The sequence below is a fragment of the Leclercia sp. genome, assembly GCF_036780805.1.
In the GTDB taxonomy this organism is placed as follows: domain Bacteria; phylum Pseudomonadota; class Gammaproteobacteria; order Enterobacterales; family Enterobacteriaceae; genus Enterobacter.
On the sequence record NZ_DAIQCE010000004.1, the window covers coordinates 228,082 to 250,030 of the forward strand.

A 21,949-nucleotide genomic window follows, 5' to 3' on the forward strand; every position below is an offset into this window, starting at 1 on the left:
ATCACAAATATCGCCGAACTCGGCTCTTCTCTGGAGTCGCTTTGATGATTATAAAAAAAATAAGTGGCCGCCATGCCGTAACCGGTCTGGTGAGTTTCTTGGCCTGTCTGCTGACAGGCAACACAGCAAATGCCTGGCAACAGGAATATATCGTTTCGGATACAAAAAGTAATACTACTGAGCGTTATACATGGGATGACGATCACCAACCGCGTTATGAGGACATCCTCAAAGAGCGGATCATCTCTTCACAGAATATGCCCGGTCTGGCGCTGAATTTACCCGATTCGTCACCGGCAGAAGCCACCAGCACGATGAGCGTGGGCTGGAGTATTCCCATTGCCCGCCGTTTCACCACCGGACCGGTTGCCGCCTGGCATTATGACGGCTCCACGCCCAATATGGTTAACGAGTTTGGTGACAGCGTAAATACGCAGTCGCTGACCGACCCGCTATGGCATGCCAGCGTCAGCACCCTGGGCTGGCGCGTTGATACCCGGCTGGGCGATGTGCGGCCCTGGGCGCAAATCAGCTATAACCAGCAGTTTGGTGATAATCAATGGAAGATGCAGTCCGGGCTGGGGCGCCTGGCGCCGTCAACGCAGTACGGTAACTGGATGGATGTTACCGTCGGAGCCGACATGCTGATCAACCCCTATATGGCGGCCTATGCCTCGATGTCGCAGGCCGAAAACATGTCCACCGGAGAAGATTATCTCTATACCCTCGGCGTCAGCGCCAGGTTCTGAAATCCGGGGATGAATGACCTACTCAGGGACGGGTTCAGACGTTAGTCCAGGTCATTCATTCCAGATTTTTGGCATTTCATTCCAGCGCCTCTGCATTTCATGCCGTTTTACCCCTGCTCATGTAGGGTTTTGGTTATCGTTGTCAGCAGTGAATTTCCCTTTTTTCTGCTGCAGGACAACTGCCATGAACACTTCAACTTACAACCGCACCCGCTGGCTGACCCTTATCGGTACCATCGTGACCCAGTTTGCTCTGGGTTCTGTCTATACCTGGAGCCTGTTTAACAGCGCCCTTTCCGATAAACTCGGTGCCCCGGTCAGCCAGGTCGCTTTCTCCTTTGGCTTATTGAGCCTGGGCCTGGCGCTCTCATCGTCCGTCGCCGGTAAATTACAGGAACGCTTCGGCGTGAAACGCGTCACCATGGCCTCCGGGATTTTGCTGGGGGTCGGCTTCTTCCTGACCGCCCACTCCAGCAACCTGATGATGCTGTGGCTGAGCGCCGGGGTGCTGGTGGGGCTGGCGGATGGCGCGGGCTACCTGTTAACCCTGTCGAACTGCGTGAAGTGGTTCCCGGAGCGTAAAGGGCTGATCTCCGCCTTCGCCATCGGCTCTTATGGCCTCGGCAGCCTCGGCTTTAAGTTTATCGACAGCCATCTGCTGGCTACCGTCGGCCTGGAAAAGACCTTCATGATCTGGGGCGTTATCGTGCTGGTGATGATTCTGTTCGGTGCCACGCTGATGAAAGATGCGCCGCAGCAGGAAGTGAAATCCGTTAACGGTGTGGTTGAGAACGACTTCACCCTGGCTCAGTCCATGCGTAAACCGCAGTACTGGATGCTGGCGGTGATGTTCCTGACCGCCTGCATGAGTGGACTGTATGTGATTGGCGTGGCGAAAGATATTGCGCAGGGGATGGTGAAACTGGATGCCGCAACGGCCGCCAACGCGGTCACCATTATCTCCATCGCCAACCTCTCTGGTCGTCTGGTTCTGGGGATCCTCTCCGATAAGATCGCCCGTATCCGCGTAATTACTATCGGCCAGGTGGTGTCGCTGGTGGGAATGGCGGCGCTGTTATTCGCCCCGCTTAACGAAGTGACCTTCTTTGCCGCCATCGCCTGCGTTGCATTTAACTTCGGCGGCACTATTACCGTCTTCCCGTCGCTGGTAAGTGAATTCTTCGGTCTGAATAACCTGGCGAAAAACTACGGCGTTATTTATTTAGGCTTTGGTATCGGCAGTATTTGCGGTTCGCTTATTGCTTCGCTGTTCGGTGGTTTTTATGTCACCTTCTGCGTGATATTCGCCTTATTAATCCTCTCTCTGGCGCTTTCAACCACTATTCGCCAACCGCAGCGGGAAATATTTAAAGAGGCGCATGCCTGAGTAAAATACGCTCTAAGGGCCGGATATTCCGGCCTTTTTTGTTTCTGCAACCCGTAAAGAACAGGCCGCAGGTATGTCATCGGACTTGTTTTTTTGTAAATATTTGCAGGGATCACATTCTCTGCTGCCACTTTTTCTTTTCCCTGTGGTCTACTTACCGCGCTTGAAGACGTTTCCGATAACTGTCCCCTGAGCAATGAAATATCCTGTTCACTTTTTGACCAAAAGTGAAGCGGCTCTACTTTACCTTTTTCCAGGTTGCATTAATGAAATATATCAAAGCGATGACGCAACAAAAGCTCAGTTTTTTGCTCGCGTTGTACATCGGCCTGTTTATGAATGGCGCGGTTTTTTTCCGTCGGTTTGATGGTTATGCGCAAGATTTTACCGCCTGGAAAGGAGTCGCTGCGGTTGTTGAACTGGTGGGCACTGTGCTGGTCACCTTCTTTTTGCTGCGTCTGCTGTCGCTGTTTGGACGGCGGATCTGGCGCGTGCTCGCCTCGCTGGTGGTGTTGTGCTCGGCGGGTGCCAGTTATTACATGACCTTTATGAACGTGGTGATTGGCTACGGCATTATTGCCTCGGTGATGACCACGGATATCGATCTCTCGAAAGAGGTGGTCGGTCTGCACTTCATTCTCTGGCTGGTTTGCGTCAGCATCCTGCCGCTGCTGCTTATCTGGAACAACCGCTGCCGCTATACGTTACTGCGCCAGGTGCGTACGCCGGGTCTGCGTATCCGAAGCGTGGCGGTGGTGCTGCTGGCGGGCTTAATGGTCTGGGGGCCGATTCGCCTGCTGGAAGTTAAGCAGAAAAACGACGAACGTACCTCTGGCGTGGATATGCCGAGCTACGGCGGCGTGGTGGCGAACTCTTATCTGCCATCCAACTGGATCTCCGCGCTGGGGTTATATGCCTGGGCGCAGGTGGATGAGTCCTCCGATAATAAATCGCTGATGAACCCGGCGAAAAAGTTCACCTATCAGGCACCGTCTGATATCGATGATACCTATGTGGTCTTCATTATTGGCGAAACGACGCGCTGGGATCATATGGGTATGCTGGGCTATGAGCGGGATACCACACCGAAGCTGGCGCAGGAGAAAAACCTCGTCGCCTTCCGCGGTTACTCCTGTGATACCGCCACCAAGCTCTCGTTGCGCTGCATGTTCGTGCGTGAGGGTGGGGCGAGCGATAACCCGCAGCGGACGCTGAAAGAGCAGAACGTCTTCTCGGTACTGCGTCAGCTGGGCTTTAGCTCCGATCTCTACGCCATGCAGAGCGAGATGTGGTTCTACAGCAACACCATGGCCAACAACATCGCCTACCGCGAGCAGATTGGCGCCGAGCCGCGTAACCGTGGCAAGAGCGTGGACGACATGCTGCTGATCGACGAGATGCAACGCTCCCTGCAGGACAACCAGGACGGTAAGCACTTAATTATCCTGCATACCAAAGGATCGCACTTTAATTACACCCAGCGTTATCCGCGCAGCTTCGCTAAATGGACGCCGGAGTGTAAGGGCGTGGATAAAGACTGCAGCAAAGCGCAGCTGATCAACTCCTACGACAACTCGGTGACCTACGTGGATCACTTTATCGACAGCGTGATTGACCAGGTGCGCGATAAGAAGGCGATTGTCTTCTACGCCGCCGACCATGGTGAGTCGATTAACGAGAAAGAGCACCTGCACGGTACGCCGCGCAAGATGGCTCCGCCGGAGCAGTTCCGCGTGCCGATGATGGTGTGGATGTCCGACAAGTATCTGGAGAACCCGGATAAAGCCAAAATGTTCGCTCATCTTAAAGAGCAGGCGGACATGAAGGTGGCGCATCGTCATGTGGAACTGTACGACACGATCCTCGGTTGCCTCGGTTATACCTCGCCAGACGGCGGGATTAACGAGAATAACAACTGGTGTAAAGTGCCGGATGGCGCTGCGAAAGCCGCAAAGTAGCAGGCCTGGCGACTTTATAGCCGATCGAAAGGCTTTTGCAAAATAAGGGATTGACGGAGGCAGAGCGTAGCAGTAAGATGCGCTCCGCATTCGGCGAGTAGCGCAGCTTGGTAGCGCAACTGGTTTGGGACCAGTGGGTCGGAGGTTCGAATCCTCTCTCGCCGACCACATTCGAAAACCCCGCTCTTTGAGCGGGGTTTTTTGCATCTGAAGGTTGCAAGGATGAGGACCTCCGGGGAAGGAGGTTCGACTCGAGCAAAGCGAGAGAACGTTGCTTCAGCAACGGCCCGCAGGGCGAGTCACGAAGTGACGAGTAATCCTCTCTCGCCGACCACATTCGAAACCCCTGCTCTTTGAGCAGGGGTTTTTTGCATTTATCACCCGCAGAAATCTGTCGCATTAAAGCTTTATCTTTTCAGACTTACTAAAATCCGCTCTACCTCTCGTTCCCCCTGCCTGCTAACGATTTTGTGACATATTCCATTGTATTTTTTTATATATGGAATGATCTTTTTTCGCGTTGCTTATGGATAACCTCAGCATTTTCCCCTGTGCGTTTTAACGTTCATGGCATTTAGTGCGCAGATAATCGCCATTCTGAAAGAAAATTTACCCCGGTTGAATAAATGTTAATCACTGGTTGTAGCAGAATGAATAGAGAGTTGTGCTGCATCATGGCGGGTAGCATAAATTTCCCTGCTGAAAATAGGCCCCGGCAGTTTTTTTAATCTTTGTTTGCCAATTCTCACACTTAGCGTAAATCCCCGTCACCTGTATTGACGTTTTCACATTCTGTTGACAGATTGTAGGGCACGAGGGGCACTTCAGGGAGGATCTGCGCTGCAACTCAGTCGCTCTTCTGAAAGGAATCTCCATCCCTTATAACGCCTCAGGGCAACACCGACCGGACCGGGTAAAAAATAAATTAAAGGTCAGGCGGAGTAACACAACAAAAACATCACATTGGAGCAGAATAACAATGAGTATTTCCTTGAAGAAGTCAGGGATGCTGAAGCTTGGTCTGAGCCTGGTGGCCATGACCGTCGCAGCAGGCGTACAGGCAAAAACCCTGGTCTACTGTTCTGAAGGCTCGCCGGAAGGCTTTAACCCACAGCTCTTTACCTCTGGTACGACGTACGACGCAAGCTCTGTACCTATTTATAACCGTCTGGTTGAATTCAAAACCGGCACCACGGAAGTGATTCCGGGCCTGGCAGAGAAGTGGGAAATCAGCGAAGACGGTAAAACCTATACCTTCCACCTGCGCCCGGGCGTGAAGTGGCAGGACAGCAAAGAGTTCAAACCAACGCGCGATCTGAACGCAGACGACGTGGTGTTCTCCTTCGATCGTCAGAAGAATGCCCAGAACCCGTACCACAAAGTCTCTGGCGGCAGCTATGAGTACTTCGAAGGGATGGGCCTGCCAGACCTGATCAGCGAAATCAAAAAAGTGGACGACAACACCGTTCAGTTCGTGCTGACGCGTCCTGAAGCACCGTTCCTGGCTGACCTGGCCATGGACTTCGCCTCTATTCTCTCTAAAGAATATGCTGACAACATGCTGAAAGCCGGCACGCCGGAGAAAGTTGACCTGAACCCAATCGGTACCGGTCCATTCCAGCTGCAGCAGTATCAGAAAGACTCCCGTATTCTGTACAAAGCGTTCGAAGGTTTCTGGGGCACCAAGCCGCAGATCGACCGTCTGGTCTTCTCCATTACGCCTGACGCCTCCGTGCGTTACGCCAAGCTGCAGAAGAACGAGTGCCAGGTGATGCCGTACCCGAACCCGGCTGACATCGCGCGCATGAAGCAGGACAAAAACATCAACCTGCTGGAGCAGGCGGGTCTGAACGTCGGCTATCTCTCCTTCAACACCGAGAAGAAACCGTTTGATGACGTGAAAGTGCGTCAGGCGCTGACCTACGCAGTGAACAAAGAAGCGATCATCAAAGCCGTTTATCAGGGCGCTGGCGTTGCCGCGAAGAACCTGATCCCACCAACCATGTGGGGCTACAACGACGATGTGAAAGACTACAGCTACGATCCTGAGAAAGCGAAAGCGCTGCTGAAAGAAGCGGGTCAGGATAAAGGCTTTACCGTTGAGCTGTGGGCGATGCCAGTACAGCGTCCTTACAACCCGAACGCGCGCCGTATGGCCGAGATGGTTCAGGCTGACTGGGCGAAAATCGGCGTTCAGGCCAAGATCGTGACCTACGAGTGGGGCGAATACCTGAAGCGTGCTAAAGCCGGTGAGCACCAGGCGGTCATGATGGGCTGGACCGGCGACAATGGGGATCCGGATAACTTCTTCGCCACCCTGTTCAGCTGTGCTGCGGCGAAAGATGGTTCTAACTACTCTCGCTGGTGCTACAAGCCGTTTGAAGATCTGATTCAGCCAGCGCGTGCTGCAGAGGATCACAACAAGCGTATCGAACTGTACAAACAGGCTCAGGTTGTAATGCATGACCAGGCGCCAGCGCTGATCGTGGCTCACTCAACCGTGTACGAACCAGTGCGTAAAGAAGTTAAAGGCTATGTGGTTGATCCACTGGGCAAACACCACTTCGAAAACGTGTATGTTGAATAATAAGTAGGGTGTTCTCCCTCTCCCTCTGGGAGAGGGCAGGGGTGAGGGGCGTGCATGCATCCCCTCACCCTAACCCTCTCCCACAGGAGAGGGAATTTACATTTGTGAGCAATACAGACGTCGCGCCTCCAGGCGTACGTCATTAGAGAGAATCCGGGTTATGTTGCAGTTCATCCTCCGACGTCTGGGACTTGTTATCCCCACGTTTATCGGTATCACCCTTCTCACCTTTGCCTTCGTCCATATGATCCCCGGTGACCCGGTCATGATTATGGCGGGCGAGCGTGGAATTTCTCCTGAACGTCATGCGCAGCTGTTAGCCGAACTGGGGCTGGATAAGCCGATGTGGCAGCAGTATCTCCACTATATCTGGGGTGTGATGCATGGTGATTTGGGTATTTCGCTGAAAAGCCGTCTGCCGGTGTGGGAAGAGTTCGTACCACGATTTAAAGCAACGCTGGAACTCGGTGTCTGCGCCATGATTTTTGCCGTCGCCGTGGGTATTCCGGTGGGCGTGCTGGCTGCGGTGAAACGTGGCTCTATCTTCGATCATACCGCCGTTGGCCTGGCGCTGACCGGCTACTCCATGCCTATCTTCTGGTGGGGCATGATGCTGATCATGCTGGTATCGGTACAGTGGAACCTGACTCCCGTCTCCGGGCGCGTCAGTGATATGGTCTTCCTTGATGACTCCAACCCGCTGACCGGCTTTATGCTGATCGATACGGCTATCTGGGGCGAAGAGGGCAACTTTATCGATGCGCTGGCGCATATGATCCTGCCGGCCATGGTGCTCGGTACGATCCCGCTGGCGGTTATCGTGCGTATGACCCGTTCGTCGATGCTGGAAGTGCTGGGCGAGGATTACATCCGTACCGCCCGCGCCAAAGGCCTGACCCGTATGCGGGTCATCATCGTTCATGCCTTGCGTAACGCCATGCTGCCGGTCGTCACGGTTATCGGCCTGCAGGTGGGAACGTTGCTGGCAGGGGCGATCCTGACCGAAACCATCTTCTCCTGGCCGGGCCTGGGCCGCTGGCTGATTGACGCCCTGCAACGCCGTGATTATCCGGTGGTGCAGGGTGGTGTACTGCTGGTGGCGACGATGATCATCCTCGTCAACCTGCTGGTCGATTTGCTGTACGGCGTGGTGAACCCGCGTATTCGTCATAAGAAGTAAGGGGCCATCATGTCACAAGTTACTCAAAATAAAGTGGTTGCTGCGCCGGTGCCAATGACGCCGCTGCAGGAGTTCTGGCACTACTTCAAACGCAACAAAGGCGCGGTCGTCGGTCTGGTGTATGTCACCATCATGATCCTTATCGCCGTGTTCGCCAACGTGTTAGCGCCCTATAACCCGGCGGATCAGTTCCGCGACATGCTGCTGGCACCGCCGGCCTGGCAGGACGGCGGAACATTCGCTCACCTGTTAGGTACCGACGATGTGGGCCGCGATGTGCTGTCCCGTCTGATGTACGGCGCGCGTCTGTCCCTGCTGGTTGGCTGTCTGGTGGTCGTACTCTCGCTGGTTCTTGGGGTTGTTCTCGGTCTGGTCGCGGGTTACTTCGGCGGGCTGGTGGATAACACCATCATGCGTATTGTCGACATCATGCTGGCCCTGCCGAGCCTGCTGCTGGCGCTGGTGCTGGTGGCGATCTTCGGTCCGTCGATCGGCAACGCCGCCCTGGCCCTGACGTTCGTGGCGCTTCCTCACTACGTGCGATTAACCCGCGCGGCGGTGCTGGTGGAAGTGCACCGCGACTACGTTACCGCGTCGCGCGTGGCGGGTGCGGGCGCGATGCGCCAGATGTTCGTCAATATTCTTCCAAACTGCCTTGCGCCGCTGATTGTTCAGGCGTCGCTTGGTTTCTCTAACGCCATTCTCGATATGGCCGCTCTTGGCTTCCTTGGCATGGGTGCGCAGCCGCCAACACCGGAGTGGGGCACCATGCTCTCCGACGTGTTGCAGTTCGCGCAAAGCGCCTGGTGGGTCGTGACCTTCCCGGGTCTGGCGATCCTCCTGACGGTGCTGGCATTTAACCTGATGGGTGATGGTCTGCGTGATGCACTTGATCCCAAACTGAAGCAGTAAGAGGCACGAGATGGCGTTATTAAATGTAGATAAATTATCGGTGCACTTCGGTGACGTGGGCTCCGAGTTTCGTGCCGTAGATCGGGTCAGCTACAGCGTAAATCAGGGTGAAGTGGTCGGCATCGTGGGTGAGTCAGGTTCCGGTAAGTCGGTAAGCTCACTGGCGATCATGGGACTGATTGATTTTCCTGGCCGCGTAATGGCGGAAAGCCTGGCGTTCAACGGCCAGGATCTTAAGCGTATCTCTGAAAAAGAGCGCCGCAACCTGGTGGGCGCCGAAGTGGCGATGATCTTCCAGGACCCGATGACCAGCCTTAACCCGTGCTATACCGTCGGTTTCCAGATTATGGAAGCGATTAAGGTGCATCAGGGTGGTAATAAGAAAACCCGCCGTCAGCGGGCGATCGATCTGCTGACCCAGGTCGGTATTCCTGACCCGGCCTCGCGTCTGGATGTCTATCCGCACCAGCTTTCCGGTGGGATGAGCCAGCGCGTGATGATCGCCATGGCCATTGCCTGTCGTCCAAAGCTGCTGATTGCCGATGAACCGACAACCGCGCTGGACGTGACCATTCAGGCGCAGATCATTGAGCTGCTGCTGGAGCTACAGCAGAAAGAGAACATGGCGCTGATCCTGATCACCCATGACCTGGCGTTAGTGGCTGAAGCCGCGCACAAAATTATCGTGATGTACGCCGGGCAGGTCGTGGAAACCGGTAGCTCACAGGATATCTTCCGTGCGCCGCGTCACCCTTATACCCAGGCGCTGCTGCGCGCGCTGCCGGAATTTGCCCAGGACAAGGCGCGTCTGGCGTCACTGCCGGGTGTGGTTCCGGGTAAATACGACCGCCCGACCGGCTGTCTGCTGAACCCGCGCTGCCCGTATGCCACAGACAAATGCCGCGTTGATGAGCCGGAGCTCTATACCCTGAGCGACGGCCGTCAGTCTAAATGCCACTACCCACTCGATGACGCCGGGAGGCCCACACTATGAGTTCGCAAGAGGCCACCCTGCAACAGCCGTTGTTGCAGGCTATCGATCTGAAAAAACATTACCCGGTGAAGAAGGGGCTGTTTGCCCCGGAACGCCTGGTGAAAGCGCTGGATGGCGTCTCCTTTACCCTCGAGCGCGGCAAAACGCTGGCGGTGGTAGGGGAGTCCGGCTGTGGGAAATCCACCCTCGGCCGTCTGCTGACCATGATTGAAACCCCGACCGGGGGCGAGCTGTACTATCAGGGGCAGGATCTGCTGAAGCACGATCCCGATGCGCAGAAACTGCGTCGCCAGAAAATCCAGATTGTGTTCCAGAACCCGTATGGCTCGCTGAACCCGCGTAAAAAAGTGGGACAGATTCTGGAGGAGCCGCTGCAGATCAACTCCACGTTGAGCAAAGAGCAGCGTCGTGAGAAGGCGCTGGCGATGATGGCGAAAGTGGGACTCAAGACCGAGCACTACGATCGCTATCCGCACATGTTCTCCGGCGGTCAGCGTCAGCGTATCGCTATCGCCCGTGGTCTGATGCTTGACCCGGATGTGGTGATCGCCGATGAACCGGTCTCCGCCCTCGACGTTTCCGTCCGTGCGCAGGTGCTGAACCTGATGATGGATCTCCAGCAGGATTTGGGCCTGTCGTATGTCTTCATCTCTCACGACCTGTCGGTGGTGGAACACATTGCAGATGAAGTGATGGTGATGTATCTGGGCCGCTGCGTGGAGAAAGGAACGAAAGATCAGATCTTTAATAACCCGCGCCATCCTTATACTCAGGCGTTACTCTCCGCGACACCGCGCCTCAACCCGGATGAACGTCGGGAGCGTATTAAGCTCACCGGCGAGCTGCCGAGTCCGCTTAACCCGCCGCCGGGCTGTGCCTTCAACGCCCGCTGCCGCCGTCGTTTTGGGCCCTGCACCCAGCTGCAACCGCAGTTAAAAGACTACGGCGGTCAACTGGTGGCCTGCTTCGCCGTGGATCAGGATGAAAACGGCGAAAAGCCTCTGGCGTAAGTCATAAAAAAACCGGCGATAAGCCGGTTTTTTTATTGGGGGAAATGTTATTTCCGTAAACGAATCTGGTCGACAGCGTGCTTCTCACTCTTGGTGAGGATCAGGCTGGCGCGTTCGCGCGTCGGCAGAATGTTCTCTTTCAGGTTCACGTAGTTGATCTCATTCCACAGCGAGGTGGCTACATTAACAGCCTCTTCTTTCGAGAGCTGGGCGTAGTTATGGAAGTAGGAGTCAGGATCGGTGAACGCCCCTTCACGGAACTTAAGGAAGCGGTTGATATACCAGTTCTGCAGCAGATCTTCCGGTGCATCGACGTAAATAGAGAAATCGACGAAGTCAGAGACAAAGACATGATGCGGATCGTGAGGGTAGTCCATCCCGCTCTGCAGTACGTTTAACCCTTCCAGAATCAGGATGTCCGGCTGAACTACCGTTTTATCCCCGTCAGGGATGCGGTCGTAAATCAGGTGCGAATAGACCGGCGCCGTCACGTTTGGCACACCGGATTTCAGATCCGACACGAATTTCACCAGACGGTGCATATCATAAGAGAGCGGGAAGCCCTTCTTCTTCATCAGCCCGCGTTCTTTTAACACCTCGTTAGGGTGCAGGAAGCCGTCAGTGGTGATCAGCTCCACGCTGCGGTGTTCCGGCCAGCGGCTCAGCAATGCCTGCAGGACACGCGCGGTGGTGCTTTTACCCACGGCAACGCTGCCGGCAATACTGATGATATAAGGAATGCGCTGCCCGTTCGTACCGAGGAACTGCTCCAGTACGGCCTGTCGACGAAGGTTAGAACTGATATAGAAATTCAGCAAACGCGATAGAGGCAAATAAATTTCAGCCACTTCTTCAAGCGACAGGTCTTCGTTTATCCCTTTTAACCGTGCGATTTCGCCTTCCGTTAAGGTCATGGGAACGGAGTCACGCAGAGCAGCCCACTGGCTGCGGCTAAACTGGAGATAAGGCGTCATTAACGTTTGCTCTTTTTTGCTCATAAGCATGCTTGAGTGAGGCGTCTCATCCCACAGTAGAGGCTAGCCGTGCGGGGTAGGGCACATCACATAATAGTTAATTTTGGACAATGCGCAGGAGGTTAACACCAGATGGGCCGAATAATAAGAAAAAAAGTGGCGCAGTGTTGCGTTAAGCGCGAATCGTCACAGACCGGGTCTGAGCCCTTTTCCAGTCGGTAAATGATGGATATTTGCGCGCATTTGCCTGGAATTACAGCGTTATTCTCTCTCCTCGCACAAAATGTGAGCGAAAGAACGATTTATGCAAATTTTTAGTTGCATGAACCCGCGGGTCTCCCTAAAATGCGCGCTACTTGATGCCGACTTAGCTCAGTAGGTAGAGCAACTGACTTGTAATCAGTAGGTCACCAGTTCGATTCCGGTAGTCGGCACCATCAAGTCCGGTGGGGTTCCCGAGCGGCCAAAGGGAGCAGACTGTAAATCTGCCGTCACAGACTTCGAAGGTTCGAATCCTTCCCCCACCACCACTTTCTGGCAGCGTTAAGCGCCGCCGGAGCTGGTTGAAAAAATTAGCCAGCTCGAACTTAAAAAGAGAGAAATCTCTTTTTTTGTTACAGAAAGAACTGGGTAGCCGAGTTTCAGGATGCGGGCATCGTATAATGGCTATTACCTCAGCCTTCCAAGCTGATGATGCGGGTTCGATTCCCGCTGCCCGCTCCAATACGTGCTGATATGGCTCAGTTGGTAGAGCGCACCCTTGGTAAGGGTGAGGTCCCCAGTTCGACTCTGGGTATCAGCACCACTTCACTTCTCCCTCCCGTTTCTCTCTGTTTCAATTTAAATGTATTCAACAGTACAGGCATTTCGCCTGGTTGATGTGGTGATATCACCGATTTATCCGTGTCTTAGAGGGACAATCGATGTCTAAAGAAAAGTTTGAACGTACAAAACCGCACGTTAACGTCGGTACTATCGGCCACGTTGACCATGGTAAAACAACGCTGACCGCTGCAATCACTACCGTACTGGCTAAAACCTACGGTGGTTCTGCTCGTGCATTCGACCAGATCGATAACGCACCAGAAGAAAAAGCTCGTGGTATCACCATCAACACTTCCCACGTTGAATATGACACCCCGACTCGCCACTACGCACACGTAGACTGCCCGGGCCACGCCGACTATGTTAAAAACATGATCACCGGTGCTGCGCAGATGGACGGCGCGATCCTGGTTGTTGCTGCGACTGACGGCCCTATGCCTCAGACCCGTGAGCACATCCTGCTGGGTCGTCAGGTAGGCGTTCCTTTCATCATCGTGTTCCTGAACAAATGCGACATGGTTGATGACGAAGAGCTGCTGGAACTGGTTGAGATGGAAGTGCGTGAGCTGCTGTCTCAGTACGACTTCCCGGGCGACGACACCCCAATCGTTCGCGGTTCCGCGCTGAAAGCGCTGGAAGGCGAAGCAGAGTGGGAAGAGAAAATCATCGAACTGGCTGGCTACCTGGATTCTTACATCCCAGAGCCAGAGCGTGCGATTGACAAGCCGTTCCTGCTGCCTATCGAAGACGTATTCTCCATCTCCGGCCGTGGTACCGTTGTTACCGGTCGTGTAGAGCGCGGTATCGTTAAAGTTGGCGAAGAAGTTGAAATCGTTGGTATCAAAGAGACTGCCAAGTCTACCTGTACCGGCGTTGAAATGTTCCGCAAACTGCTGGACGAAGGCCGTGCCGGTGAGAACGTTGGTGTTCTGCTGCGTGGTATCAAACGTGAAGAAATCGAACGTGGTCAGGTTCTGGCTAAGCCAGGCTCCATCAAGCCGCACACCAAGTTCGAATCTGAAGTGTACATCCTGTCCAAAGACGAAGGCGGCCGTCATACTCCGTTCTTCAAAGGCTACCGTCCACAGTTCTACTTCCGTACTACTGACGTGACCGGTACCATCGAACTGCCAGAAGGCGTTGAGATGGTAATGCCAGGCGACAATATCAAGATGGTTGTTACCCTGATCCACCCAATCGCGATGGATGACGGTCTGCGTTTCGCAATCCGTGAAGGCGGCCGTACTGTTGGCGCGGGCGTTGTTGCTAAAGTTCTCGGCTAATTGCTGATAACATTTGACGCAATGCGCATGAAAAGGGCATCATTTGATGCCCTTTTTGCACGCTTTCGAACCAGAACCTGGCTCATCAGTGATTTTATTTGTCATAATCATTGCTGAGACAGGCTCTGAAGAGGGCGTTTTAGTCCGAAACGCAACAGAGCATTTCGGTTTGGTTCGCCTCGCTATCGCGGGGTGAAAATGTTTGTAGAATACTTCTGACAGGTTGGTTTATGAGTGCGAATACCGAAGCTCAAGGGAGCGGGCGCGGCCTGGAAGCGATGAAATGGGTAGTAGTAGCCGTATTGTTGATTGTAGCAATCGTCGGCAACTACCTTTATCGCGACATGATGCTGCCGCTACGCGCGCTGGCAGTGGTAATTCTGATTGCTGCAGCGGGTGGTGTCGCGCTGTTGACGACCAAAGGTAAAGCGACCGTCGCTTTTGCCCGCGAAGCGAGAACCGAAGTCCGTAAGGTCATTTGGCCGACTCGCCAGGAAACATTGCACACCACGCTGATTGTAGCTGCGGTTACCGCTGTAATGTCACTGATCCTGTGGGGACTGGATGGTATTCTGGTTCGCCTGGTATCCTTTATCACTGGCCTGAGGTTCTGAGATGTCTGAAGCCCCTAAAAAGCGCTGGTACGTCGTTCAGGCGTTTTCCGGTTTTGAAGGCCGCGTAGCAACGTCGCTGCGCGAGCATATCAAATTACACAATATGGAAGAGTTGTTTGGCGAAGTTATGGTTCCGACCGAAGAAGTGGTCGAGATCCGTGGCGGCCAGCGTCGCAAAAGCGAACGCAAATTCTTCCCGGGTTACGTGCTTGTTCAGATGGTGATGAACGATGCAAGCTGGCACTTAGTGCGCAGCGTACCGCGCGTAATGGGCTTTATCGGCGGCACGTCTGACCGTCCGGCGCCAATCAGCGACAAAGAAGTTGATGCGATTATGAACCGCCTGCAGCAGGTTGGTGATAAGCCGCGTCCTAAAACGCTGTTTGAACCGGGTGAAATGGTTCGTGTTAATGACGGTCCGTTTGCTGACTTTAACGGCGTGGTTGAAGAAGTGGACTACGAGAAGTCCCGCCTCAAAGTTTCCGTTTCTATCTTCGGTCGTGCGACCCCGGTAGAGCTGGACTTTGCCCAGGTAGAAAAAGCCTAAGCAGCGATCAAAAAAGCGGCGATTTAATCGTTGCACAGGGCGCGAGATTGGACTACAATTTCGCGCCTTTTGTTTTTATGGATTGCATCCGTAAAACGAATTTTATCACGGGGAGCCTCCTTGAGGCGCTATAACCCAATCAGAGGATTTTACAATGGCTAAGAAAGTACAAGCCTATGTCAAGCTGCAGGTTGCAGCTGGTATGGCAAACCCAAGTCCACCAGTTGGTCCAGCTCTGGGTCAGCAGGGTGTTAACATCATGGAATTCTGTAAAGCGTTCAACGCCAAAACCGAATCCCTGGAAAAAGGTCTGCCAATCCCAGTCGTAATCACTGTTTACGCTGACCGTTCTTTCACTTTCGTTACCAAGACCCCGCCGGCAGCAGTTCTGCTGAAAAAAGCGGCTGGTATCAAGTCTGGTTCCGGCAAGCCGAACAAAGAGAAAGTAGGTAAAATTTCCCGCGCTCAGCTGCAGGAAATCGCGCAGACCAAAGCTGCCGACATGACTGGTTCCGACGTTGAAGCGATGACTCGCTCTATCGAAGGTACTGCACGTTCCATGGGCCTGGTAGTGGAGGACTAAGAAATGGCTAAACTGACCAAGCGCATGTCCGTAATCCGTGGCAAAGTTGATGCGACCAAACAATACGACATCAACGAAGCAATCGCTCTGCTGAAAGAACTGGCTACCGCTAAGTTCGTAGAAAGCGTTGACGTTGCTGTTAACCTCGGTATCGATGCTCGTAAATCCGATCAGAACGTTCGTGGCGCAACTGTACTGCCACACGGTACTGGCCGTTCCGTACGCGTAGCTGTATTTGCTCAGGGTGCAAACGCTGAAGCTGCTAAAGCTGCCGGCGCTGAACTGGTAGGTATGGAAGATCTGGCTGATCAGATCAAGAAAGGCGAAATGAACTTTGACGTTGTTATTGCTTCCCCGGATGCAATGCGCGTTGTTGGCCAGCTCGGCCAGGTTCTGGGTCCACGCGGCCTGATGCCAAACCCGAAAGTGGGTACTGTAACGCCTAACGTTGCTGAAGCGGTTAAGAACGCTAAAGCAGGTCAGGTTCGTTATCGTAACGACAAAAACGGCATCATCCACACCACCATCGGTAAAGTGGACTTTGACGCTGACAAACTGAAAGAAAACCTGGAATCTCTGCTGGTTGCGCTGAAAAAAGCAAAACCAACTCAGGCGAAAGGCGTGTACATCAAGAAAGTTAGCATCTCCACCACCATGGGTGCAGGTGTTGCAGTTGACCAGGCTGGCCTGAGCGCTGCTGCAAACTAATGCCTTTACGTGGGCGGTGGATTTGTCTACAATCTTACCCCCACGTTTGCTAACAATAGTTAGCGGCTAAAAGATTTGTTCGTTGGAGCCTGGCCTAATCCAGGCCTCCGTCGAAGACCGCAGGTGTTTCGCAAGAGACTTAATGCCCTGCGTAGACGGTGACAGAACGCTAAGATTATTTTTGGATACTCTGGCTTGTTTCTGCTCACCGTATTAAGACGCTCCTCTCGTTGGGAGGAGTGAAGTGAGTTCCGGGACATGAGTCCCGGCAAACATCCAGGAGCAAAGCTAATGGCTTTAAATCTTCAAGACAAACAAGCGATTGTTGCTGAAGTCAGCGAAGTAGCCAAAGGCGCGCTGTCTGCAGTAGTTGCGGATTCCCGTGGCGTTACTGTAGATAAAATGACTGAACTGCGTAAAGCAGGTCGTGAAGCTGGCGTTTACATGCGTGTTGTTCGTAACACCCTGCTGCGCCGCGTAGTTGAAGGTACTCAGTTCGAGTGCCTGAAAGACACGTTTGTTGGTCCAACCTTGATTGCATACTCTATGGAACACCCGGGCGCTGCTGCTCGTCTGTTCAAAGAGTTCGCGAAAGCGAATGCAAAATTCGAGGTTAAAGCTGCAGCCTTTGAAGGTGAGTTGATCCCGGCATCGCAAATCGATCGCCTGGCAACCCTGCCGACCTACGAAGAAGCAATTGCACGCCTGATGGCAACCATGAAAGAAGCTTCGGCTGGCAAACTGGTTCGCACTCTGGCTGCTGTTCGCGATGCGAAAGAAGCTGCTTAATAGCAGTCATCTTTATCAAGTATTCGCTTACGTATAAACTTATTCTGATTTTCAGGAACAATTTAAATGTCTATCACTAAAGATCAAATCATTGAAGCAGTTGCAGCTATGTCCGTAATGGACGTTGTAGAACTGATCACTGCAATGGAAGAAAAATTCGGTGTTTCCGCTGCTGCTGCTGTAGCTGTAGCTGCTGGCCCGGCTGAAGCTGCTGAAGAAAAAACTGAATTCGACGTAGTTCTGAAAGCTGCTGGCGCTAACAAAGTTGCCGTAATCAAAGCTGTACGTGCTGCAACTGGCCTGGGTCTGAAAGAAGCTAAAGACCTGGTAGAATCTGCTCCAGCTGCGCTGAAAGAAGGCGTGAGCAAAGACGACGCAGAAGCACTGAAAAAATCTCTGGAAGAAGCTGGCGCTGAAGTTGAAGTTAAATAAGCCAACCCTTCCGGTTGCAGCCTGAGAAATTAGGCTGATGGCTGGTGACTTTTTAGTCACCAGCCTTTTTGCGCTGTAAGGCGCCAGTAGAGTTTCACACTGTTTGACTGCTGGCTGTCCTGACAATGCTTGTTTCTATCGACGACTTAATATACTGCGACAGGGTGCTCGCTCTGGGTAAATCGCAATGAAATGGTTTAAGCGTGATAGCAACAGGCATTGCGGAAAGTGTTCGATTTTCCGATCAACAAAATGGTGTTGCACAAACTGTCCGCCAATGGACAGATGGGTCGACTTGTCAGCGAGCTGAGGAACCCTATGGTTTACTCCTATACCGAGAAAAAACGTATTCGTAAGGATTTTGGTAAACGTCCACAAGTTCTGGACATTCCATATCTCCTTTCTATCCAGCTTGACTCGTTCCAGAAGTTTATCGAGCAAGATCCTGAAGGGCAGTACGGTCTGGAAGCAGCCTTCCGTTCCGTGTTCCCGATTAAGAGCTACAGCGGTAATTCCGAGCTGCAATACGTCAGCTACCGCCTTGGCGAACCGGTATTTGACGTTCAGGAATGTCAAATCCGTGGCGTGACCTACTCGGCACCGCTGCGCGTTAAACTGCGTCTGGTGATCTACGAGCGCGAAGCGCCGGAAGGCACCGTTAAAGACATTAAAGAACAAGAAGTCTACATGGGCGAAATTCCGCTCATGACCGACAACGGTACTTTCGTTATCAACGGTACTGAGCGTGTTATCGTTTCCCAGCTGCACCGTAGCCCGGGCGTCTTCTTCGACAGCGATAAAGGTAAAACGCACTCTTCCGGTAAAGTACTGTATAACGCGCGTATCATTCCTTACCGTGGTTCCTGGCTGGACTTCGAGTTCGATCCGAAAGACAACCTGTTTGTCCGTATCGACCGTCGTCGTAAACTGCCTGCGACCATCATTCTGCGTGCACTGAACTACACCACTGAGCAGATCCTTGACCTGTTCTTTGAGAAAGTTGTCTTTGAAATTCGCGACAACAAGCTGCAAATGGAGCTGGTGCCTGAGCGTCTGCGTGGTGATACCGCATCGTTCGACATCGAAGCCGACGGTAAAGTGTATGTAGAGAAAGGCCGCCGTATTACTGCGCGCCACATCCGTCAGCTGGAAAAAGATGATATCAAACACATCGAAGTCCCGGTTGAATACATTGCTGGAAAAGTAGCTGCAAAAGATTACGTTGATGCATCCACTGGCGAGCTGATCTGCCCGGCTAACATGGAGTTGAGCCTGGATCTGCTGGCTAAGCTGAGCCAGTCTGGCCACAAGCGTATCGAAACGCTGTTCACCAACGATCTGGACCACGGTCCGTACATGTCCGAAACCGTACGTGTCGACCCAACCACCGATCGTCTGAGCGCGCTGGTAGAAATCTACCGCATGATGCGCCCGGGTGAGCCACCGACTCGTGAAGCGGCTGAAAGCCTGTTCGAGAACCTGTTCTTCTCCGAAGACCGCTACGATCTGTCCGCGGTTGGTCGTATGAAGTTCAACCGTTCTCTGCTGCGTGACGCGATCGAAGGTTCCGGTATCCTGAGCAAAGAAGACATCATCGAAGTGATGAAGAAGCTCATCGATATCCGTAACGGCAAAGGCGAAGTGGACGATATCGACCACCTCGGCAACCGTCGTATCCGTTCCGTAGGCGAAATGGCGGAAAACCAGTTCCGCGTTGGCCTGGTACGTGTTGAGCGTGCGGTGAAAGAGCGTCTGTCTCTGGGCGATCTGGATACCCTGATGCCTCAGGATATGATCAACGCCAAGCCGATCTCCGCAGCAGTGAAAGAGTTCTTTGGTTCCAGCCAGCTGTCTCAGTTTATGGACCAGAACAACCCGCTGTCTGAGATCACGCACAAGCGTCGTATCTCTGCACTCGGCCCGGGCGGTCTGACCCGTGAGCGCGCAGGCTTTGAAGTTCGAGACGTACACCCGACCCACTACGGTCGCGTATGTCCAATCGAAACGCCTGAAGGTCCAAACATCGGTCTGATCAACTCCCTGTCCGTGTACGCACAGACAAACGAATACGGTTTCCTCGAGACCCCGTATCGTAAAGTGACTGACGGTGTTGTAACCGACGAAATTCACTACCTGTCTGCTATCGAAGAAGGTAACTACGTCATCGCTCAGGCGAACTCCAACCTGGATGACGAAGGCCACTTTGTAGAAGACCTGGTAACTTGCCGTAGCAAAGGCGAATCCAGCTTGTTCAGCCGCGACCAGGTTGACTACATGGACGTTTCCACCCAGCAGGTGGTATCCGTCGGTGCGTCCCTGATCCCGTTCCTGGAACACGATGACGCCAACCGTGCATTGATGGGTGCGAACATGCAACGTCAGGCGGTTCCAACTCTGCGTGCTGATAAGCCGCTGGTTGGTACCGGTATGGAACGTGCTGTTGCCGTTGACTCCGGTGTTACTGCAGTTGCTAAACGTGGCGGTACTGTTCAGTACGTCGATGCTTCCCGTATCGTTATCAAAGTTAACGAAGACGAGATGCATGCAGGCGAAGCAGGTATCGACATCTACAACCTGACCAAGTACACCCGTTCTAACCAGAACACCTGTATCAACCAGATGCCATGTGTGTCTCTGGGTGAGCCAATTGAGCGCGGCGACGTGCTGGCTGACGGCCCGTCCACCGACCTCGGTGAACTGGCGCTCGGTCAGAACATGCGCGTAGCGTTCATGCCGTGGAATGGTTACAACTTCGAAGACTCCATCCTCGTCTCCGAGCGTGTGGTTCAGGAAGATCGTTTCACCACTATTCACATCCAGGAACTGGCATGTGTGTCTCGTGACACCAAGCTGGGGCCAGAAGAGATCACCGCTGACATCCCTAACGTGGGTGAAGCTGCGCTCTCCAAGCTGGATGAATCCGGTATCGTTTACATCGGTGCAGAAGTGACCGGCGGCGACATTCTGGTTGGTAAGGTTACCCCGAAAGGTGAAACCCAGCTGACGCCAGAAGAGAAACTGCTGCGCGCGATCTTCGGTGAGAAAGCGTCTGACGTTAAAGACTCTTCTCTGCGTGTACCGAACGGTGTTTCCGGTACGGTTATCGACGTTCAGGTCTTTACTCGCGATGGCGTAGAAAAAGACAAACGTGCGCTGGAAATCGAAGAGATGCAGCTGAAGCAGGCTAAGAAAGACCTGTCTGAAGAGCTGCAGATCCTCGAAGCTGGCCTGTTTAGTCGTATCTACGCGGTGCTGGTTGCCGGTGGTGTTGAAGCTGAGAAGCTCGACAAGCTGCCACGCGACCGCTGGCTGGAACTGGGCCTGGCCGACGAAGAGAAACAAAATCAGCTGGAACAGCTGGCTGAGCAGTATGACGAACTGAAACACGAGTTCGAGAAAAAACTCGAAGCGAAACGCCGTAAAATCACTCAGGGCGACGATCTGGCACCAGGCGTGCTGAAGATTGTTAAGGTTTATCTGGCCGTTAAACGTCAGATCCAGCCTGGTGATAAGATGGCAGGTCGTCACGGTAACAAGGGTGTTATCTCTAAGATCAACCCGATCGAAGATATGCCGCACGATGCTAACGGTACGCCGGTAGATATCGTACTGAACCCGCTGGGCGTACCGTCTCGTATGAACATTGGTCAGATCCTCGAAACTCACCTGGGTATGGCTGCGAAAGGTATCGGCGATAAGATCAACGCCATGCTGAAGCAGCAGGAAGAAGTCGCGAAACTGCGCGAATTCATCCAGCGTGCGTACGATCTGGGTACCGATGTTCGTCAGAAAGTCGACCTGAACACCTTCAGCGATGAAGAAGTGCTGCGTCTGGCTGAGAACCTGAAAAAAGGTATGCCAATCGCAACGCCAGTCTTCGATGGTGCGAAAGAGTCTGAAATCAAGGAACTGTTACAGCTGGGTGGCCTGCCAAGTTCTGGCCAGATCACACTGTTCGACGGTCGTACCGGTGAGCAGTTCGAGCGCCAGGTAACCGTGGGTTACATGTACATGCTGAAACTGAACCACCTGGTTGATGACAAGATGCACGCGCGTTCTACCGGTTCTTACAGCCTGGTTACTCAGCAGCCGCTGGGTGGTAAGGCGCAGTTCGGTGGTCAGCGCTTCGGGGAGATGGAAGTGTGGGCGCTTGAAGCATACGGCGCGGCATACACCCTGCAGGAAATGCTCACCGTTAAGTCTGATGACGTGAACGGTCGTACCAAGATGTATAAAAACATCGTGGACGGCAACCATCAGATGGAACCGGGCATGCCAGAGTCCTTCAACGTACTGTTGAAAGAGATTCGTTCGCTGGGTATCAACATCGAACTGGAAGACGAGTAACTCTCGCTCAAACAGGTCACTGGTGCCGGAGTAGTTTCCGGCACCAGATTGTGCTAACTCCGACGGGAGC

General features: G+C 53.4%; 17 protein-coding genes, 5 tRNA genes and 1 other RNA gene. 22 read left to right on the forward strand and 1 reads right to left on the reverse strand.

Going from position 1 to position 21,949, the window contains the following annotated elements; genetic code table 11:
• The first annotated feature begins 44 nt into the window (after window positions 1-44).
• From V7Q49_RS13905 to dppF, 10 genes are all read left to right on the forward strand, one after another.
• A complete protein-coding gene (locus V7Q49_RS13905) occupies window positions 45-749 on the forward strand; it encodes an autotransporter domain-containing protein (protein WP_333852800.1) in 705 nt (234 codons plus the stop codon).
• 184 nt (window positions 750-933) lie between these two features.
• Window positions 934-2,136, forward strand: coding sequence for an L-lactate MFS transporter (locus V7Q49_RS13910; RefSeq protein ID WP_333852802.1), 1,203 nt, complete (start codon window positions 934-936; stop codon window positions 2,134-2,136).
• 266 nt (window positions 2,137-2,402) lie between these two features.
• Window positions 2,403-4,094: a kdo(2)-lipid A phosphoethanolamine 7''-transferase gene (gene eptB, locus V7Q49_RS13915; RefSeq protein ID WP_333852804.1), complete on the forward strand. Its 1,692-nt coding sequence runs from the start codon at window positions 2,403-2,405 to the stop codon at window positions 4,092-4,094.
• 91 nt (window positions 4,095-4,185) lie between these two features.
• Window positions 4,186-4,262, forward strand: a tRNA-Pro gene (locus V7Q49_RS13920).
• A 33-nt stretch (window positions 4,263-4,295) separates the two neighbouring features.
• Window positions 4,296-4,428, forward strand: a non-coding RNA gene (locus tag V7Q49_RS13925) — RtT sRNA.
• 645 nt (window positions 4,429-5,073) lie between these two features.
• The gene (dppA, locus tag V7Q49_RS13930) at window positions 5,074-6,681 is read left to right on the forward strand and encodes a dipeptide ABC transporter periplasmic-binding protein DppA (RefSeq protein WP_333852806.1); all 1,608 of its coding nucleotides are present in this window, start codon (window positions 5,074-5,076) and stop codon (window positions 6,679-6,681) included.
• Window positions 6,682-6,841: 160 nt separating this feature from the next.
• A complete protein-coding gene (gene dppB / locus V7Q49_RS13935; protein WP_333852808.1) occupies window positions 6,842-7,861 on the forward strand; it encodes a dipeptide ABC transporter permease DppB in 1,020 nt (339 codons plus the stop codon).
• 9 nt (window positions 7,862-7,870) lie between these two features.
• A complete protein-coding gene (gene dppC, locus V7Q49_RS13940; protein WP_333852809.1) occupies window positions 7,871-8,773 on the forward strand; it encodes a dipeptide ABC transporter permease DppC in 903 nt (300 codons plus the stop codon).
• A 10-nt stretch (window positions 8,774-8,783) separates the two neighbouring features.
• Window positions 8,784-9,767, forward strand: coding sequence for a dipeptide ABC transporter ATP-binding protein (dppD, locus tag V7Q49_RS13945; RefSeq protein ID WP_333852812.1), 984 nt, complete (start codon window positions 8,784-8,786; stop codon window positions 9,765-9,767).
• Window positions 9,764-10,777: a dipeptide ABC transporter ATP-binding subunit DppF gene (gene dppF, locus V7Q49_RS13950; RefSeq protein WP_333852814.1), complete on the forward strand. Its 1,014-nt coding sequence runs from the start codon at window positions 9,764-9,766 to the stop codon at window positions 10,775-10,777. The genes dppD and dppF overlap by 4 nt, the downstream gene beginning before the upstream one ends.
• A 47-nt stretch (window positions 10,778-10,824) precedes the next feature.
• Here dppF and coaA read toward each other — a convergent pair whose 3' ends face one another.
• Window positions 10,825-11,775, reverse strand: a complete 951-nt coding sequence (gene coaA / locus V7Q49_RS13955; protein ID WP_333852816.1) for a type I pantothenate kinase — start codon at window positions 11,773-11,775, stop codon at window positions 10,825-10,827.
• A 337-nt stretch (window positions 11,776-12,112) separates the two neighbouring features.
• Between coaA and V7Q49_RS13960 the strand changes: the two genes are divergently transcribed.
• The 12 genes from V7Q49_RS13960 to rpoB all read left to right on the forward strand — a co-directional run bounded on the left by V7Q49_RS13960 (window position 12,113) and on the right by rpoB (window position 21,879).
• Window positions 12,113-12,188 (forward strand) — tRNA-Thr (locus tag V7Q49_RS13960).
• 8 nt (window positions 12,189-12,196) lie between these two features.
• Window positions 12,197-12,281, forward strand: a tRNA-Tyr gene (locus tag V7Q49_RS13965).
• Window positions 12,282-12,399: 118 nt separating this feature from the next.
• Window positions 12,400-12,474: transfer RNA gene (locus V7Q49_RS13970), tRNA-Gly, on the forward strand.
• A 6-nt stretch (window positions 12,475-12,480) separates the two neighbouring features.
• A tRNA-Thr gene (locus tag V7Q49_RS13975) sits at window positions 12,481-12,556 on the forward strand.
• 118 nt (window positions 12,557-12,674) lie between these two features.
• The gene (gene tuf / locus V7Q49_RS13980; protein WP_142487803.1) at window positions 12,675-13,859 is read left to right on the forward strand and encodes an elongation factor Tu; all 1,185 of its coding nucleotides are present in this window, start codon (window positions 12,675-12,677) and stop codon (window positions 13,857-13,859) included.
• Between the two features lie 230 nt (window positions 13,860-14,089).
• Window positions 14,090-14,473 (forward strand): preprotein translocase subunit SecE, encoded by a 384-nt coding sequence (secE, locus tag V7Q49_RS13985; protein ID WP_003862342.1) that lies wholly within the window; start codon window positions 14,090-14,092, stop codon window positions 14,471-14,473.
• Between the two features lies 1 nt (window position 14,474).
• The gene (gene nusG, locus V7Q49_RS13990; RefSeq protein WP_003862341.1) at window positions 14,475-15,020 is read left to right on the forward strand and encodes a transcription termination/antitermination protein NusG; all 546 of its coding nucleotides are present in this window, start codon (window positions 14,475-14,477) and stop codon (window positions 15,018-15,020) included.
• Window positions 15,021-15,174: 154 nt separating this feature from the next.
• Window positions 15,175-15,603 carry a 50S ribosomal protein L11 gene (gene rplK / locus V7Q49_RS13995; RefSeq protein WP_333852819.1) on the forward strand — a complete coding sequence of 143 codons (429 nt, stop codon included), beginning with the start codon at window positions 15,175-15,177 and terminating at the stop codon, window positions 15,601-15,603.
• 3 nt (window positions 15,604-15,606) lie between these two features.
• Window positions 15,607-16,311: a 50S ribosomal protein L1 gene (gene rplA, locus V7Q49_RS14000; RefSeq protein ID WP_142487804.1), complete on the forward strand. Its 705-nt coding sequence runs from the start codon at window positions 15,607-15,609 to the stop codon at window positions 16,309-16,311.
• A 291-nt stretch (window positions 16,312-16,602) separates the two neighbouring features.
• On the forward strand, window positions 16,603-17,100 hold the full coding sequence (gene rplJ / locus V7Q49_RS14005; RefSeq protein ID WP_001207203.1) for a 50S ribosomal protein L10: 498 nt from the start codon (window positions 16,603-16,605) through the stop codon (window positions 17,098-17,100).
• 66 nt (window positions 17,101-17,166) lie between these two features.
• Window positions 17,167-17,532, forward strand: coding sequence for a 50S ribosomal protein L7/L12 (rplL, locus tag V7Q49_RS14010; RefSeq protein WP_142487805.1), 366 nt, complete (start codon window positions 17,167-17,169; stop codon window positions 17,530-17,532).
• 318 nt (window positions 17,533-17,850) lie between these two features.
• Window positions 17,851-21,879, forward strand: coding sequence for a DNA-directed RNA polymerase subunit beta (rpoB, locus tag V7Q49_RS14015; protein WP_333852826.1), 4,029 nt, complete (start codon window positions 17,851-17,853; stop codon window positions 21,877-21,879).
• The last annotated feature ends 70 nt before the right edge of the window (window positions 21,880-21,949 follow it).